Below are 16,913 nucleotides of genomic sequence, written 5' to 3'. Positions count from 1 at the left end.
AACAATATAGTTTATGAGAAAATAACTCCTCCATCAATCATGATGGATTGCCCTGTCATATAATCCGAATCCGGTGATGCAAGATAAGAGACGAATTTCGCCACATCTTCTGGGGTTTCGGAGCGTCCTAAGGTTATGGAATCTGTAAACTTTTTAAATGTTTCCCCTTTAGCAAGATTCATATATTGACCCATTTTTTCATCGATTAAATCCCACATTTGCGTCCCGACAATTCCTGGACAGTATGCATTCACCGTAATGCCAAACTGGGCTAATTCCTGTGCTGCCGCTTGTGTAATTCCTCTTACGGCAAATTTCGTGGCCGAGTATGTACCTAGTAAGCTAAATCCTTTATAACTGGCGATGCTGGCAGCATTTATGATTTTCCCGCCTTCTTGCTTTTTCATTTGTTCAGCCGCGGCTTGCAGACAAAAGAGGACACCATTTACATTTATATTGAAAATCTGTTCAAGATCCTCTTGAGTTACTTCCAATAGAGGCTTTATTTGTGCAATTCCTGCATTTGAAACCATAACATCCAGTTGTCCAAAACGTTCCACAACTTGCTTCACCATTTCAAATACTTCCCGTCTATTGCTTACATCCGCTTTAACGGCAAAGCTTTCACGTCCAAGTGCCCTAATCTCATTCACGACCGATTCAGCCGTATCCAGATTGACGTCATTAATGACCACATTCAACCCATCTTGAGCTAATCTTATTGCAATGGCACGTCCGATACCACGACCTGCACCAGTGACTATCGCCACCCGTTGACCGCTAGCCATACAAATTCCCCCTTCAGTTTTAGCAATGCACAGCTTGACCTACAACATTTAAAAGAGCTTCATGTATGGATTCCGACAAGGTTGGATGTCCTGCTACTAAATCTTCTATCATATCTGCCGTTATTTCTGCATGCAGCATGACCGTTCCTTGACCAATCAATTCTGTTGCATGCTGACCAACAATGGAAAAACCTAAAATTTCATTATATTGTGGGTTCACAAGAACTTTGACCTTTCCTACCGGTTTATTGGAAAGGACGGCTTTCCCGTTTGCAGAAAAAGCGAATTCACCAACCTTAATCTCTCCATATTTATTACGCGCTTCTTTTTCGGTCAAGCCTACACTGGCAATCTCCGGGGAGGTATAAATGCAGCGAGGAATTGCCCGGTAATTCACTTGTGCAAATTGACCGCAGGCATTCAGAGCCGCCACCCGTCCTTCATGAAAAGCTACATGGGCAAGTTGTATGCCCCCTATCACATCACCACAGGCATAAATCGATGGATTGCTTGTTTGCATTCGATCATCCACCGAGATGCCAAGTCGGGAAAAATCAATATCGTTTCCCTCTAAGCCCATTCCGTTCACTCTTGGTTTTCTCCCTATTGATACGAGTACGTAATCAGCATGCATTTCATCCAATTTGCCATCGCTATTCTCTAAATATACCGTCTTACTGGTTGCATTGATGTTTTTGACAGATGTGGAGGTATGGACTGTAACGCCTTGGTTTTTCAATTCGTCATGCAGAATCCTTGTGATATCATCATCTTCCCCTGGAAGCAGCTTTTCCCCCATTTCGATAACGGTGACCTTGGTGCCCATCCTGCTATAAATACTGGCAAATTCACATCCAATGACACCACCTCCGACAATTATCAGCGAATCGGGAATGGCAGGAAGTGACATGGCATGGCCGCTGTGGATGATCCATTCACCATCAAACGGCGCAAAAGGTAGTGGAATCGGTTCTGACCCCGTTGAAATGATGATCTTACTTGCCTCGATTACTTCATTTTTATTTCCGTTCTCGATCAGCAGTCGATTACTTGGAAGGATGGAAGCCCTTCCCTGAATGACTTTTATTTTATTCTTACTCATTAAATATCGAATGCCGTTCACTAGTTTAGATATGACCTCTCTCTTTCGTTCCTGTACGGTATCCCAATCGACTTCAATCGAATTGGAGGGAAGGCGAATTCCCATTTGCCCGGCATTTTTCACCAAGTCATACGTATCGGCACTTTTCAATAATGACTTCGTTGGCATGCAGCCTTCATTTAAACAGGTGCCCCCCAATGGCCCATCCACTACCAATATGACTTCGTTATCCTGCTGGGCAGCAGTGATTGCCGCTACATACCCTGCAGGACCTCCGCCTATAATTGCTATACGATTCAAGAGTTTCACTCCTTTTCTATAAAATCACGGTGATCGGCTCTTCTAAATACCGTTTTAGTGTTTGTAAAAAGGCAGCCGCGGGTGCCCCGTCGAGTACACGGTGATCAAAAGTTAAACTGAGTGGCAGGATCGTTCTCTTCTCCAAATCTTCGCCAATATAAAGCGGGGTATCGTAAGCAGAGCCAATTCCGAGTATCCCCGTTTCCGGTGTATTGAGAATAGGTGTGAAGTGCTCAACTCCATATGCCCCGAGGTTACTGATAGTAAAAGTGGACCCTTGCATGTCTTCAATAGGCAATTGAAAGTCACGTGCACATCGCGCCAATTCCTTCCCCTTATTCGATAACTGTCTTAAGGTATAATTTTCGGCATTTTTTATGACGGGAACAACGAGTCCATTCTCCAAGGCCACCGCTAATCCAAGATGGATATGCTCATACAAAATGATGTTATCTTCAATATAAGCACTATTCATTTTAGGATGCTCTTTAAGTGAAAGCACGACAGCCTTCGCAACAAAGTCCGTTATAGTCAATTTAGTTGATTCATATTTTTGCAGTGTTTCAGCAGTCTGTTTTTGCAAAATGACTAGATCAGTGACATCAGCTTTCATCGTTATAGTTAATTGGGCACTGCTTTGCAAACTCTCCTTCATACGTTTAGCGATGATGTTCCTCATTCCGGTCACAGGAATCTGCTGCGGTCTCTCTAAAGTAGGTTGGGGTGGGGGAACTATGCTTTTTTCTGTATTTACCGGCATCAAATCCCTTTTCTCGATTACTTTCTGTACATCTTCTTTTGTGATTCTTCCGCCTGGCCCGGTACCTTGTATCGTCTCGATGTCAAGATTCGCTGCCTGTGCCATTTTTCGTGCAACCGGGGTGATCATCAATCGATCTCCCATTGGCAAAATGGGTGACTCTATTGTTTTCGGCTTTTCTTGTACAGCAATTTTCGACTGTGTTTCTTCAGCAACAGGTTCATCGATCTTTATTTTTTCATTCGGATTTCCAATATGACAGATAACGGTTCCTGGAGGTACTCCTTGTCCTTCTTGAACAGCTATATTCAGAATCGTACCTTCAGCTGGAGATTCAATTTCCATTTCTATTTTCTCTGAATTGATGCTGGCTATTGCTTCACCTTTTTCGACTGGATCCCCAACAGCCTTACTCCATAACGAAACAGTACCTTCTTTCATTGCCATGCCCAATTTCGGCATTACCACTTCGACAGCCATATCTTATTTCTCCCTTCAGAATGGTTTGTTTGTCCATCATTGGTTTTGTTGCTCCAACTTTTTCAGTTCTATAAAAGCTGGAGCATGCATCATATGGATTTATTTACACCCCTAGGATGGAAGGCTCCCCCAATAATTCTGAAACGACTTGTATCACTTTTTCTGATGTAGGAAGGTAAATATCTTCAAGCGGTGGAGAAAAAGGTACAGGTGTATGTGGTGCCGTAATCCTCTTAATTGGCGCATCGAGCGTGTCAAATCCCTTATCAGCCACCAGTGCGGCAATATCCGTTGCGACGCTGCATCTTGGGTTCGCTTCATCGATCACGATCAAACGATTTGTTTTTGCCACAGAGGAGAGAATCGATTCTTCATCCAGTGGTGACAAGCTCCGCGGGTCAACAATCTCAACTTCAATGCCTTTCGCTGTGAGTTTTTCAGCAGCCTCCATCGCGGTGTGAACTTGTTTACCGATGGCAACGACCGTCAAATCCGAGCCTTTCCTTTTAATTTCAGCTTTGCCGATTGGGATTGTATAGTAGCCTTCCGGAACCTCCCCTACCATGTTGTATAGCGTTTTATCTTCAAAAAAGATGACAGGGTCATTATCTTCAATGGCTGAAAGTAAGAGCCCTTTTGCGTCATAGGGGGAAGAGGGAACGACGACCTTCAATCCTGGAATGCTAGTGAACAAGGCATAGAGACTTTGTGAATGCTGAGCTGCAGCCCTGAACCCTGCACCATGCATCGTACGGATCGTCACGGGAACCTGTGCTTTACCGCCAAACATATAGCGGAACTTTGCACCTTGATTCAATACTTCATCCAAACAGCTGCCAATGAAATCGTTGAACATTAACTCGGCAATCGGTCGTAAGCCTGTCGAAGCTGCTGCCATTGCCGCTCCCATATATCCTGCTTCCGCAATAGGTGTATCAAGAATTCTATCCCGGCCAAACTCTTGAACCAATCCTTTTGTGACACCTAAGACACCACCCCATGCTTCGTCATCCTGCAAATGATCAACTTCTGCACCGCCGGCTACATCTTCTCCCATAAGGATGACATTTTCATCTTTTCTCATTGCCATGGCCATTGCTTCATTTATTGCTTGTGACATACTGATTTTTCTACTCATCTCAATTCCTCCTTTTATAGTTTAATAGGATACATAAACATCTTTTAATAAATCGGATGCCTCTGGATACGGGCTATCTTCACTGAACTTGACTGCTTGTTTAATAGATTCCTCAACGGCATTCTCAAGAGAAATCAGTTCTTTTTCCGCCAGCAGATTCTGATTCAGCAAGTAATTCCTAAATAGGGCAATCGCATCTTTCTCTTGTTTATGCTCTTTTTTGTCTTGTTCTTTTTTATACTTCTGTGCATCTCCCTCGAAGTGGCCATAATTACGATAAGTAACACATTCGATCAATGATGGGCCTTCTCCCCTGCGAGCTCTCTGAACGGCTTCTTCAGCAGCCTTATACACAGCCAATACATCTTTCCCATCCACCCGGACACCCGGGATATTGTAGCTTATCGCCCGATCGGCTATCGTTTTGCAGCTTGAAGCATAGTTGAAAGGCGTGGCTTCCCCGTACCCATTATTTTCAGCGATGAATATAACGGGCAGCTTCCAGATTGCCGCCAGATTTATCCCTTCATGGAATGTTCCATGATTGTTGGCACCATCACCAAAAAAACAAACACTAACATGATCGGTCTTTTTATATTTGGCAGTTAATGCTGCACCGCATGCGAGCGGAAAGCCACCACCGACTATCCCGTTCGCGCCTAACATCCCTTTATCCAAATCGGCAATATGCATGGAACCGCCTTTTCCCTTGCAAAGCCCTGTCACTTTCCCATAGATTTCAGCCATCATCCCGTTAAGGTCACATTCTTTTGCTATACAATGACCATGCCCCCTGTGAGTGCTTGTAATGCTGTCCTTTTCGGATAGGTGAGCACATACTCCGACAGCTACCGCTTCTTCCCCAGCATACAAATGGACAAACCCTGGCAATATCCCCTTTGCAAAAGATTCATGAACCTGGTCTTCAAATTTTCTGATTTCCAGCATTTTTTTGTACATCCAATAAGCCTTGTCCTGAGATAACTTTATTTCATTCGATTGAACCGTTTCCATTTTTCAGCCCCCAATCATTAATAATGAGTCAATTTAATATATTGCAATTGCCGTGCCAAAATGTGGGGCGGTAAAATTGGGACTTTATCTATTTTCAGTCGAAACAAAACGAGACAAAATGAGATTGTTGTCTCGTTTTGTCTCGTTTTTTAAAAATATACTATCCCAATTCACTAATCACAGAATTGAAAAGATGGTATGAATGCGGAAGCAGCGTGTTTAAGATTCATTTAGGGTGTTAGTACTACTATCATGGATTTTTGCAAGTAAGGGAGAAATAGAAAACTTAACAGGAATTTGACCTCGGTCCTATTAGACTCTACAAGTCATTGTCATACACCAGTTGTTCAGCAATTCGAGGAAAGAGATGATTTACTAATTATCATTAACCCACTTGTTTTATAGCGAGAAAAGAGCTCATCTCTACGAAAAGTAAAGACAGATGTGATTGATGCTTGCTATCTCTGCGAGCTGTATAATAACGTAGATTTGGAGCCAATACCTAATATACTGTTCAATCAAATCTTTTTCGCTATCATAGATATTAAAATATGGATTAAAAGATTGAATAATATTTAATGAATTAAAGTTATCATTTTTCTCAATAAAAACGTTTCTAACCATTTTAGATATATTTGATCCGAATCTAGATGTTTCGGCAATTTCCAAATACGGTACCTCTACTTCTTGCGAAGGTACCCATGCATCATTATTGCCTTCGAAAATAGTATATAAAGCTTGATATGGATCTCCAAATGTTACCGAGTTACTGAGTGTTTTTGTTTTAATCTTTGAAAGTGCATTTGGATTAAGGGAAGTGGCTGGCGGAGCACTAGGCGCTTATGTTGCAAGTAATCAAGAGGGTCTATTTTCAAATGAAGCCGGATGGGTAGTGCCCCTATTGCTGGTGCGACTGCAGATGTCAGTCATCCCGTTTAAACAAGGACTCAATCAGTCTCTAGGTGATTTTTATCGATACGCTTGTCATTTGTAGTTCGACAGCCTACATCATTTTGTTTTCAGGCCTGTATATATCGAAGGAAACAGATGATTTCATCCTTACACAAAATGGACTTGATAAGATATTAGGATCTTGGGCAGGCATTTTGGCTTGCCATTATCGTACTGTTATTCACATTTAGTTCCATTGTTGGTAACTACTATTATGGAGAATCGATATCAATGAAAATAAAGTTTGGTTAAACATATATACAATACAAATCGTTACCAATGGAGCCTAAATAGAATGGCTCCCGCACAACGCAAAAAAGGACAGAAAAGAGTAATGGCATCATTCCCTTCTCTGTCCTTTTAACTGAGAGTTTAACTCTATGCTAAAAAGAGTCTTCCCTTTGGTGGCGTTTTATAAACGCGCTCCCCAGAGTTGCGTCCTATTATGTTTCTTTTACCTGAGAGATTTGTTCCAAGTTTTTATTGGAACTTGCTCCTTCGTTGGCTGTCTACATTGCACTCTCCCACAATCGTCATCCTCTATACTTTTTTAGATACTCAATATATTCAAAATAGACAATTATTTACATGAGTATTTTTTATGATATCGCATATATTTATACATATTTAGGAAACTAAGAGGAAAATCACTTTATATCAGCAAACGCTTTCAAATTTAACAGACTAATGCTTCTTTATGAAGTTCTTCTCTTGATGATCGCTTATTGCAGCCTGGTTTTTCTCTTTTTCTTTTAATACATAACTAAGCAAGTCTAATGAGAGGCGCGCTGCCACTTGTCCAGTTATTCCCGTATGATCGTAAGGTGTAGCTACTTCTACCATATCAAAACCGATTACTTCTCCTCTTTTTGCAATTCCATGGAGTAATTCGTTGACTTCATCATAAAGCAGGCCTCCAGGAGAAGGTGTGCCTGTCGCAGGGGCGATTGATGGGTCGAGGCCATCAATGTCCATGGTAATATAATATTTTTCACCTGCTGGAATAAGTTCCAGAACTTGTTCAAATCCCATCTTTCTCATTTTGCGGGGAGACAAGATGACACTTCCGTATTCTCTGGCAGCATCAACATCTTCTTTTTTACTGCTGCTGATTCCACGAATGCCCAATTGGAAAATCTTTTGAACATGATTCATTTCAGATAAGCGGCGGATGCAGCTTCCATGTCCAACCCGCATTCCTGAACGGTGATCTGCCCAGTCTAAATGCGCATCAATCTGGATCACATGAAATGGCCCGAGTTCATCCAAGCCCTTTCCTACTGGAATTGTAATGGAATGATCTCCACCTAAAACAACTGGCATTGCACCTTTTGAAACGATTTTTCGAATGGCTTCTTCCGTATTATCATGGGATTGCATCATATCCCCATGTACCATGTCTACATCACCGCAATCAACAACTTTCCATTTCGGGCCAAGATACATGATATCATTTTCAATATCATAGGCTCCATCTAACCCGAAACTATATAATGTAGAGCCTTCACGAATTCCTCTTGGACCCATTCTTGCGCCTGACTTCCATTGTGTTCCCATATCATTTGGAACTCCAATGACAGCTACATCTGCATCTAGCTGGTCTAGATCAGGACATACGGGATATTTCCCGAAAGTACAGATTCCGGTAAAAGGTAAATTAAGGTGTTGTTTTTCATTATTCGACATGTACGTTGCCTCCCATTTGTATTACGATCTCGATAATATATGCAAGCTTCATGCCAACCTATAAAACTAGGAGTCAATAATGACTAATAGGAACCAACATATTTTCTGATTACTCGATTTTTCTTAGTAAACGCCACTGAGAAAGAGCTCGGAGAATATAATTCATATACTATGCTGTCTTATTAGGTCTTAAAAAAGACAAATCTTGATGAACTGGTCTTTTACTCGTAAAATAATCAAGTAGACTGACAGCTTTCTTTCTGTTAAAGCCCATCTTCAGAATTAATATTTGAAAATTATTAAATTTTAAATATTGGCAAATTCAAAAAAATGCATCCTCTATTATTAGTCAAAAATTTCTTCGATGTAAGCGTTACTCACTCTCTTTTACTCATTTATCTTTACTTCTCCATTTTTAATGATCAAACCACTTGGTTGGCTCCACTTCTAAATTAATGTTGATTTGTTTTACCTCACTAAACTCATCTAAACCAAAAGTTCCTAACCCCCGGCCAATTCCGCTCTGCTTGTAGCCTCCCCACGGTGCTTCGTTGTAGGCTAGATTGTAGGCATTAATCCATGTAATTCCGGCTCTTATTTTCTTAATCACTCTTAATGCCTTCGCACCGTCTTGGGAAAATACACCTGCTGCGAGGCCATATGGGGTATCATTCGCAAGCTGGATGGCTTCTGCTTCATCTTTAAACTTTTGCACAGTCAGTACCGGACCGAATATTTCTTCCTGAACAATTCTCATGTCAGGTTTAGTGTCAACAAATATCGTCGGCTCAACAAAATAACCATTTTCAAGCCCATCGCTTGTGATACGCTTGCCTCCGCAGGCTAGTTTCGCCCCTTCTTCTATACCTAGTTGAATATAGTTGAGGACCTCATTCATATGGTCTTCACTGACAAGCGCCCCCATTTCTGTAGACGGTTGATCGCCAGGGCCGACCCGGATTTTTTTCGCCTTCTCTACCAGTCTCTCGATAAACTTGTCATGAATGCTCTCTTCAAGCAGTAAACGAGATCCCGCATTACAAACTTGGCCAGAATTTACAAAAATTCCATATAAAGCATAATCCACAGCTGTTTCAAAATCTGCATCAGCGAAAACAATATTAGGTGACTTGCCACCTAATTCAAGTGCAATGTTTTTAATATTTCCAGCTGCTGTTTTCATGATGTTTCTGCCTGTTTCTGTGCTGCCAGTGAACGAAACCATATCGACTTTATCGCTTTCCGCTAGTTCATTTCCTACTGTTCCCCCGCCGCCCATAACTAGGTTGGCAACGCCATCCGGTATGCCGACTTCTTGGATAATCTCAAATAATTTAACAGTCGTAATCGGAGTGATCCCGGCTGGTTTAAACACAATCGTATTTCCTGCAGCAAGGGAAGGGGCAATTTTCCAGGCTCCTGTCAGTAAAGGGAAATTCCATGGAGCGATTAGTCCGCATACCCCTACCGGCTCCCGAACAACCATAGCCTGTACAGGACCGGAAACCGGGTATGTTTGTCCATCGGGTTTAGTGACTAAACCGGCATAATATCGAAAACAATCCACTGCATCCGCAATGTCAAATTCCGCTTCTCTAAGAGGTTTTCCGGTATTCGCTGTTTCAAGCTGGCTAAGCTCAGATGCACGTTCTTCAAGTGTCTCCGCTATTTTAAATAGGTAGGAAGCCCGTTCTGAAGCTGGCAGATCTGACCAAATCCCGGAATCAAATGCGGTTCTCGCCGCATCAATGGCCATTCGGGTATCTTCTGCATTTCCCTTGGGAGCCTCTGCAATGAACTTGCCGTTTGCAGGGTTTACAACTTGACTCTTTTGTTTACTTAAAGAATCCATCCATTCACCGTTTATGAGCATTTTCAGATTTAACAATGTAAAAACACCTCCAGTTTTTATGTAAGCCATAGTGGCCGCCCAATTAAAACTCCTATCAAGCTGACCACCGATTCAAAAACTCTTAATCCACATGAACACTTAATAACTCGACACATCTTCATTCCATCGAGGAACATTTAGAATCGGTCATGTCAAATTTTCTAAATCGATCTATATAGTTAAATTAATGTTGTGTTTTTCGCCTCATAAGTCTTTTGGAATAATGCCAAATAATCTTCGCGTGTCACTTTTCTTGAATTCGTCTGTGTACATAAATGAACTGCTGCCCCTTCAGCAAGGAATGGGAAATCTTCAGGATTGACATTATTTAAATCTCGAAAATCAGGAATCCCAATTTTACGAGCAAGCTCTTTTAACAATACAACACCTTCATAGGCAGTTTCTTCAATTGTTTTACCTTCTTTATTTGCTCCAAGTTTTTCAGCTACAATTGCATGCTTTTCAGGGTTTGAAGGAATATTAAATTCAAAAACATGTGGAAGAAAGATAGAATTTGCTACCCCATGTGGAGTATCATAAAGACCTCCAAGTGGTTCAGCCATAGCATGTACAGCACCAAGATCCGCGTGATTAAATGCCATACCTGCAATTAAACTGGCTACAAGCATATTTTTCCGTCCTTCTAAGTCGTTCCCATTTTCTACAGCTAACGGAAGGTACTTAGCAATTAATTCAATTGAATAAAGACTGAGAGCATCGGAAATGGGTTCAGCAATATTGCTGGTATAAGCTTCGATAGCATGTGTAAGTGCATCCATTCCAGTAGCAGCAGTAATAGATTTAGGCAGAGTTAGAGTTAATTCAGGATCCAAAATTGCTAGTTTCGGAGCCAATCTTATGTCAAGTATAGCCTCTTTCTGTTTTGTAACTGTATCTGTAATGACAGAACCTGTTGTAACTTCACTTCCAGTACCTGAAGTTGTAGGAATACAAATAAGTGGAGTGATTTCTCTCTCTAGTAAATTAAAACCGTAACGATCTCTAAGCTCTCCTCCATGTGTTAAAAGTGTACCAATTGCTTTGGCTGTATCCATTGAACTTCCTCCGCCAAGACCAATTAAAAGATCTATTTCCTCGTCTTTAAATTGCTCATAGGCTCTTTGACAATCTACATCTTTTGGATTAGGAGTAATTTCATCAAAAACAATATAATTGACACCTTCTTGGTCTAACGAATCGGTAACCTTTTGTAAAATTCCAGTTTGCGCCAGTCCTTTATCGGTAATAAGAAGTGCCTTTTTTCCTCCTAGCTCTTTTGCTCTTTTCCCAATATTTTTAACTTTTCCGTTCCCGAACTCTATAGAGGTAGGAATATTGAAATTAAAATCCCAGATCATGATTAATTTCCCCTTTCAATTTTTCAAATATTGTAATAGTATAGTGACTCACACTCTTTTACTCTTTTATATCTACTTCTCCATTTTTAATGATCAAACCACTTGGTTGGCTCCACTTCTAAATTAATGTTGATTTGTTTTACCTCACTAAACTCATCTAACCCAAAGGTTCCTAATCCACGGCCAATTCCGCTCTGTTTGTAACCTCCCCACGGTGCTTCATTGTAGGCTAGGTTATAAGCATTAATCCACGTAATTCCGGCTCTTACTTTCTTAGTCACTCTTAAAGCCTTCGCGCCGTCTTGTGAAAATACACCTGCTGCGAGGCCATATGGGGTATCATTAGCAAGCTGGATGGCTTCCGCTTCATCTTTAAACTTTTGTACAGTCAGTACTGGCCCAAATATTTCTTCCTGAACAATTCTCATGTCCGGTTTGGTATCAACAAATATCGTCGGTTCAACAAAATAGCCCTTTTCAAGCCCATTGCTTGTGATACGCTTGCCGCCGCAGGCTATTGTCGCCCCTTCTTCTATGCCAAGTTGAATATATTGGAGTACCTTATTCATATGTGCTTCACTGACAAGGGCACCCATTTGTGTAGACGGTTGATCGCCAGGACCGACCCGGATCTTTTTCGCTTTCTCTATCAGTCTATCGATAAACTTGTCGTGAATGCTCTCTTCAAGCAGTAAACGAGATCCTGCATTACAAACTTGGCCGGCGTTGACAAAAATCCCATATAAAGCATAATCCACGGCTGTCTCAAAGTCCGCATCGGCGAAAACGATGTTAGGTGACTTGCCGCCTAATTCGAGTGCAATGTTTTTAATATTTCCAGCTGCTGCTTTCATGATGCTTCTGCCTGTCGATGTACTGCCAGTGAACGAAACCATATCAACTTTATCGCTTTCCGCTAGTTCATTTCCTACTATTGCACCACCACCCATAACTAGATTTGCAACGCCATCTGGTATGCCAACTTCTTCGATAATCTCAAATAATTTAGTAGTCGTAATCGGAGTGACCTCGGATGTTTTAAACACAATCGTATTTCCTGCAGCAAGGGCAGGGGCTATTTTCCAAGCTCCAGTCAGTAAAGGAAAATTCCACGGAGCGATCAGTCCACATACCCCTACTGGCTCTCGAACAACCATAGCCTGTACAGGACCAGAAACAGGATACGTTTGGCCATCCGGTTTAGTAACTAAACCGGCATAATAACGAAAACAATCCGATGCATCCGCAATGTCAAACTCTGCTTCTTTTAGAGGTTTTCCGGTATTGGCTGTTTCAAGTTGGCTAAGCTCTAATGCATGTTCTTCAATTTTCTCTGCTATTTTAAATAAATAGGAAGCCCGTTCCGAAGCCGGCAGGTCTGACCAAATCCCGGAATCAAATGCGGTTCGTGCCGCATCAATGGCCATCCGGGCATCTTCTGCATTTCCGTTGGGAGTCTCCGCAATGATCTTTCCGTCTGAGGGGTTAACAACATTACTCTTTTGTTTACTCAAAGAATCCATCCACTCACCGTTTATAAACTTTTTCAGCTTCAACAATTTGAAAAAACCTCCTGTTCGTTATTCTTACTCTAACGATCTCGCTTTAAAAAATAGGTAACGCTTTCATTTTTCTTTATTTTCAAAATATTCACACCTCTTTTAGTTACATACACTTACTTCAGTGTAAAAAACATTTAAAAGTCTTCTACCTTTTGGGAAAGAATTTTTTCATTTATACCTTCTACCTCTTGAGGTAGGATCTCTTCATCAAAATGAAACTCCGGAAGAGGCTTGCGAAAAAATTTTGTCATGTAAAGAAGATATGCCAAGCCGCATGCGACCCAGATGCCTCCAAGGATCAAAGCATCCATTTCTAAGTATGACCATAACCACATAGTAAATGCTGCACCTATGAGCGGTAAAAATAGATACCTTATGCAGTCGTTAAAAGAACGTTTCTGATTTCTTATAAAATAATGGGCGATGACAGATAGATTAACGGATGTAAAAGCAATGAGCCCTCCAAAATTGATAAACTTGATGACTTGCTCCAAGGTCAACAAGATACCTAGTAAAGAAACTGTGCCTATCACGATAATGCCGTGTGACGGTGTATTAAATTTGGGATGAATATAACCAAATAGATTTTTAGGCAATACAGAATCCCGTCCCATAGCATATAACACACGTGATGCGCTTGTAATTGCAGCAACTCCCGAAGAAAAGTTCCCAACAATTACTCCAGTAATAAATAATGATTTAAATACGTTTCCTCCAACAAGTATCGCGATTTCCATGGCTGCAGAATCAGGGTGTTCGAATGAAAAGCCTGGCTGCACCAATTGTGCTAAGTAGGAAGAGCCAATGTACAAGACCCCTGTAAACAAAAGCATTATGATAATAGCTTTTGGGATCGTTTTTTCGGGATTAATTGTTTCTTCTGACAAGGTAGTAAGTGAGTCAAAACCAAGGAAACTAAAACAAAGAATCGAAGCTCCTGCTAAGATAACGGACAAGGGAACATCTGAATTTAACAATGGTTTACTTGAGAAAAGAGTGCCTGTCCCTACTCCTTCTATTAAACTTTTGACGGTTAATAGCCAGAAAAAACAAACGAAAATGATTTGAGCAATAACAAAAATTTTACTTGTGGATGCTGATATCGTTACACCTAGTATGCTCGGTACCACTATGATAGCAGTCAAAAGAATAATCCACACATAATGCGGAATCCCCGGAAACACTGCATTTAAAAAGACAGTGGACATCAAGCACGTCACCATAGGTGTTAAAATATAATCAAGCATAATTGTCCAACCTACAAGAAACCCAACTTCAGAATTAATAGACTTTTGAGTAAATGTGTAAGCTGAACCTGAGATAGGATATGCCTTTGCCATCTTTCCATAGCTGAGGGCTGTAAACAGTATCGCTAGAAATGCAATAATGTACGCACCCGTAATTACACCATGTGAGGTTACGGTAGCTATTCCATAGGTATTAAAAAATACCATGGGGTTATTCCAAGCAATTCCTAAAAAAACAACCTGTGACAAAGTAAGCGTTCTAACAAGCTTCTTTCTTTCCATAATCAGCTCCCTCCTATTGATAAAGAATACTTAGAAGTTTTAGAATATTTTGTATCTTGATTATAAAGGTTTTTGTTACACAAAGGTCAATACTGTATTATATTATTTAAGGAGGTGGTTAAACTGAAAGAAAAACTAACCATCAGTGAGATGGCAAAGTTAAGAGGGATGACTGCGGAGACCTTGCGCCACTATGATCGGATTGACTTATTCAAGCCGCAATATATCGATCCAAACTCGGGGTATCGCTACTATTCTATTTTCCAGTACGAGGTTTTAGGAACCATTAAAGAGTTACGGCAACTTGGAATGAGTACGGACGAAATAAAGGATTATTTCAATGAACGCAATTTTAGTAAGTCTTTGGACATTCTTAAAGCAAAGCACGCGGATCTTGTTTCAAAACTGAACGAATTAACTGACTTGGAGGAAAATATCCGGGAAAAAATTGTATATTTGGATCATGTAGCAAGAGAAAAGGAACTTCAAACGGTTATGTTTCGTGAAATAGGACGCAGAAAGTTAATTACATTGAATGAAAAAATCAATAATAATTTGGAACTTTGTTATGGTGTTATCAGTCTAGAAAATATGCTTGCTGAGAAGACACCGATTCTGGCCAGTAACAGACTAGGCATTCTCATCCAGGAAGCAGATCTTAGAGCTAAACGTTTTGAAGAACCATCAGTCATTTTTGTTGTGGCAAAAAGTAAAGAAAAAATACCAAAACAGTACCAACGGATCGTTCCGCCTGGGTTATTTGCGTGTACCCGTTATAACGGAGAATTACTATGGAACCGAAGTGAAAGCTTGAGTAAAATATTGGATTATCTTGATGAAGGTGGTTATCAAATTACCGGCGATGCGCTGCAAATTATGCATGTTGATATTACGATCACAGATAAACCAAACGAGATTACCTTTGAAATTCAAGTTCCCGTTCAAAAGGTCTGACCTATTTTCGCAGGACTAATGTTTATGTGTATGGTTTAGACGAAAGATATAGGAGAAGTTTTGATATGGAAAAGAACTAGCTAATTGCTAGTTCTTTTTTCAGAAATGATGCCAACGAAAAAAAATTAAATGGGAATCTTCACTCTTCGCGTTGTGAAATTTACATTTTATACTAATGTTTAACAGTAGTTATTTAATTATTTGCTTTAATATTTAATCCAAAAAAGATGTCTACCAAAAACGCTCCCATCTGGCTCCATACTACACAGGCAATTAAAAGACTCAGGCTTAACACGAAATAAGACTTTTTCTTCCACATTATAATTTATCCTTTTTTAAGGATTGAATTTTTTGTTCCAATTTTTCAATTAAACTTTGTTGGACGTGATTTCATAACTGAGCTCAAGGTATAGGTTTATTTATATGAACCGAAAATTTCCTTTGCCAATCTACGCCCAGTAGGAGTCGCAGCCAGCCCGCCTTCTGCCGTTTCGCGAAGTGCAACTGGCATGGTCAATCCTATTTTATACATGGCATCGATAACTTCGTCACATGGAATGCGGCTCGTAATGCCTGCAAGTGCCATATCAGCTGCCGTTATTGCGTTGGATGCACCCATTGCGTTACGTTTCACGCAAGGAACTTCAACCAATCCTGCCACTGGATCACAAACCAATCCAAGCATATTTTTCAATGTGATCGCCATCGCTTCTGCAGCTTGGCTTGGTGTACCGCCGGCCAGTTCTACTATCGCAGCTGCGGCCATTCCACTTGCCGAACCCACTTCTGCTTGGCAGCCACCAGCGGCTCCAGAAATGGAAGCATTGTTTGCAACCACGAATCCGAAGGCAGCGGAAGTGAAAAGAAATTCAATCATCTCTGCTCGGGTCGGGTTTAATTTTTCTTTAACGGCAAATAATGTACCGGGAACAACACCTGCAGAACCTGCAGTCGGAGTGGCACAAATCATTCCCATTGCAGCATTCACTTCGTTCGTTGCAACAGCTTTACTGACGGCATCCAATAATAAATCGCCTGCGAGTGCCTTGCCCGACTTGATATAATTTTGCAAAAGAACAGCGTCTCCGCCCGTTAGGCCTGTAACGGATTGCACCCCTTTTAGGCCTCTTTCCACAGCTTGTTCCATCACTGTCAAATTCCTGTCCATCTTTTCAATGATCTGTTCTCTCGACAGGCCCGAGAACTCCATTTCTTGTAAAATCATGATTTCCGCGATTTTTACCTGTTTACTTTCAGCAAGTTCAACCAACTCTGCTACATTTCGGAACATGTTTTTACCTCCATATCTATGCCAGCACTTTTAATGATGATCATTCAACCATCCTTATGACTTGTGACACGTTTTCCAATCGTTCAATTTCCTTCATCACATCGCTCTG

15 protein-coding genes, 1 pseudogene and 1 riboswitch are annotated in these 16,913 nt (G+C 40.9%); of the genes and pseudogenes, 5 read left to right on the top strand and 11 right to left on the bottom strand.

The features are described from left to right. Positions 1 to 11: 11 nt before the first annotated feature. From ACSR9O_RS13730 to ACSR9O_RS13710, 5 genes are all read right to left on the bottom strand, one after another. Complete coding sequence (locus ACSR9O_RS13730) at positions 12 to 788, bottom strand: acetoin reductase (protein ID WP_230176291.1); 777 nt, start codon at positions 786 to 788, stop codon at positions 12 to 14. A 19-nt stretch (positions 789 to 807) separates the two neighbouring features. Beyond that, entirely contained in the window at positions 808 to 2,190 is a 1,383-nt protein-coding gene (gene lpdA, locus ACSR9O_RS13725) for a dihydrolipoyl dehydrogenase (RefSeq protein ID WP_230176292.1), read from the bottom strand. 16 nt (positions 2,191 to 2,206) lie between these two features. Then, positions 2,207 to 3,430 carry a dihydrolipoamide acetyltransferase family protein gene (locus ACSR9O_RS13720; protein ID WP_491724535.1) on the bottom strand — a complete coding sequence of 408 codons (1,224 nt, stop codon included), beginning with the start codon at positions 3,428 to 3,430 and terminating at the stop codon, positions 2,207 to 2,209. Between the two features lie 103 nt (positions 3,431 to 3,533). Beyond that, positions 3,534 to 4,568 (bottom strand): alpha-ketoacid dehydrogenase subunit beta, encoded by a 1,035-nt coding sequence (locus ACSR9O_RS13715; RefSeq protein WP_101222150.1) that lies wholly within the window; start codon positions 4,566 to 4,568, stop codon positions 3,534 to 3,536. Between the two features lie 21 nt (positions 4,569 to 4,589). Beyond that, on the bottom strand, positions 4,590 to 5,582 hold the full coding sequence (locus ACSR9O_RS13710; protein WP_230176294.1) for a thiamine pyrophosphate-dependent dehydrogenase E1 component subunit alpha: 993 nt from the start codon (positions 5,580 to 5,582) through the stop codon (positions 4,590 to 4,592). Positions 5,583 to 5,885: 303 nt separating this feature from the next. Here ACSR9O_RS13710 and ACSR9O_RS13705 point away from each other — a divergent pair. The 4 genes and pseudogenes from ACSR9O_RS13705 to ACSR9O_RS13690 all read left to right on the top strand — a co-directional run. Then, positions 5,886 to 6,080: pseudogene (locus tag ACSR9O_RS13705) on the top strand (IS110 family transposase); the annotation flags it as partial. Positions 6,081 to 6,351: 271 nt separating this feature from the next. After that, the gene (locus tag ACSR9O_RS13700; RefSeq protein ID WP_491725467.1) at positions 6,352 to 6,576 is read left to right on the top strand and encodes an alanine:cation symporter family protein; all 225 of its coding nucleotides are present in this window, start codon (positions 6,352 to 6,354) and stop codon (positions 6,574 to 6,576) included. After that, a complete protein-coding gene (locus ACSR9O_RS13695; protein WP_491724534.1) occupies positions 6,545 to 6,724 on the top strand; it encodes an alanine:cation symporter family protein in 180 nt (59 codons plus the stop codon). Before ACSR9O_RS13700 ends, ACSR9O_RS13695 begins: the two co-directional genes overlap by 32 nt. After that, the gene (locus ACSR9O_RS13690; protein ID WP_491565738.1) at positions 6,699 to 6,785 is read left to right on the top strand and encodes a hypothetical protein; all 87 of its coding nucleotides are present in this window, start codon (positions 6,699 to 6,701) and stop codon (positions 6,783 to 6,785) included. The genes ACSR9O_RS13695 and ACSR9O_RS13690 overlap by 26 nt, the downstream gene beginning before the upstream one ends. A gap of 184 nt (positions 6,786 to 6,969) precedes the next feature. Further along, positions 6,970 to 7,070: riboswitch (glycine riboswitch) on the bottom strand. 147 nt (positions 7,071 to 7,217) lie between these two features. On the opposite strand, the gene speB is transcribed toward ACSR9O_RS13690, so the two are convergent. The 5 genes from speB to ACSR9O_RS13665 form a co-directional block, all read right to left on the bottom strand. Continuing rightward, positions 7,218 to 8,219: an agmatinase gene (gene speB / locus ACSR9O_RS13685; RefSeq protein WP_491724533.1), complete on the bottom strand. Its 1,002-nt coding sequence runs from the start codon at positions 8,217 to 8,219 to the stop codon at positions 7,218 to 7,220. A 415-nt stretch (positions 8,220 to 8,634) separates the two neighbouring features. Then, positions 8,635 to 10,107 carry an aldehyde dehydrogenase family protein gene (locus ACSR9O_RS13680; RefSeq protein ID WP_252270086.1) on the bottom strand — a complete coding sequence of 491 codons (1,473 nt, stop codon included), beginning with the start codon at positions 10,105 to 10,107 and terminating at the stop codon, positions 8,635 to 8,637. 182 nt (positions 10,108 to 10,289) lie between these two features. Beyond that, positions 10,290 to 11,468, bottom strand: coding sequence for an iron-containing alcohol dehydrogenase (locus tag ACSR9O_RS13675; protein ID WP_491724532.1), 1,179 nt, complete (start codon positions 11,466 to 11,468; stop codon positions 10,290 to 10,292). Positions 11,469 to 11,554: 86 nt separating this feature from the next. Continuing rightward, positions 11,555 to 13,027, bottom strand: coding sequence for an aldehyde dehydrogenase family protein (locus ACSR9O_RS13670; RefSeq protein WP_491724531.1), 1,473 nt, complete (start codon positions 13,025 to 13,027; stop codon positions 11,555 to 11,557). Between the two features lie 137 nt (positions 13,028 to 13,164). Then, complete coding sequence (locus ACSR9O_RS13665; RefSeq protein ID WP_491724530.1) at positions 13,165 to 14,559, bottom strand: APC family permease; 1,395 nt, start codon at positions 14,557 to 14,559, stop codon at positions 13,165 to 13,167. 150 nt (positions 14,560 to 14,709) lie between these two features. Between ACSR9O_RS13665 and ACSR9O_RS13660 the strand changes: the two genes are divergently transcribed. Continuing rightward, complete coding sequence (locus ACSR9O_RS13660) at positions 14,710 to 15,513, top strand: MerR family transcriptional regulator (RefSeq protein WP_491724529.1); 804 nt, start codon at positions 14,710 to 14,712, stop codon at positions 15,511 to 15,513. 415 nt (positions 15,514 to 15,928) lie between these two features. Here the strand turns inward: ACSR9O_RS13660 and sdaAA are convergent, their stop codons facing one another. Next, a complete protein-coding gene (gene sdaAA / locus ACSR9O_RS13655) occupies positions 15,929 to 16,804 on the bottom strand; it encodes an L-serine ammonia-lyase, iron-sulfur-dependent, subunit alpha (RefSeq protein ID WP_491724528.1) in 876 nt (291 codons plus the stop codon). Positions 16,805 to 16,913: the final 109 nt, after the last annotated feature.

This window comes from Peribacillus sp. B65 (assembly GCF_058513295.1).
This window is presented reverse-complemented; position numbering and strand designations above follow the sequence as displayed.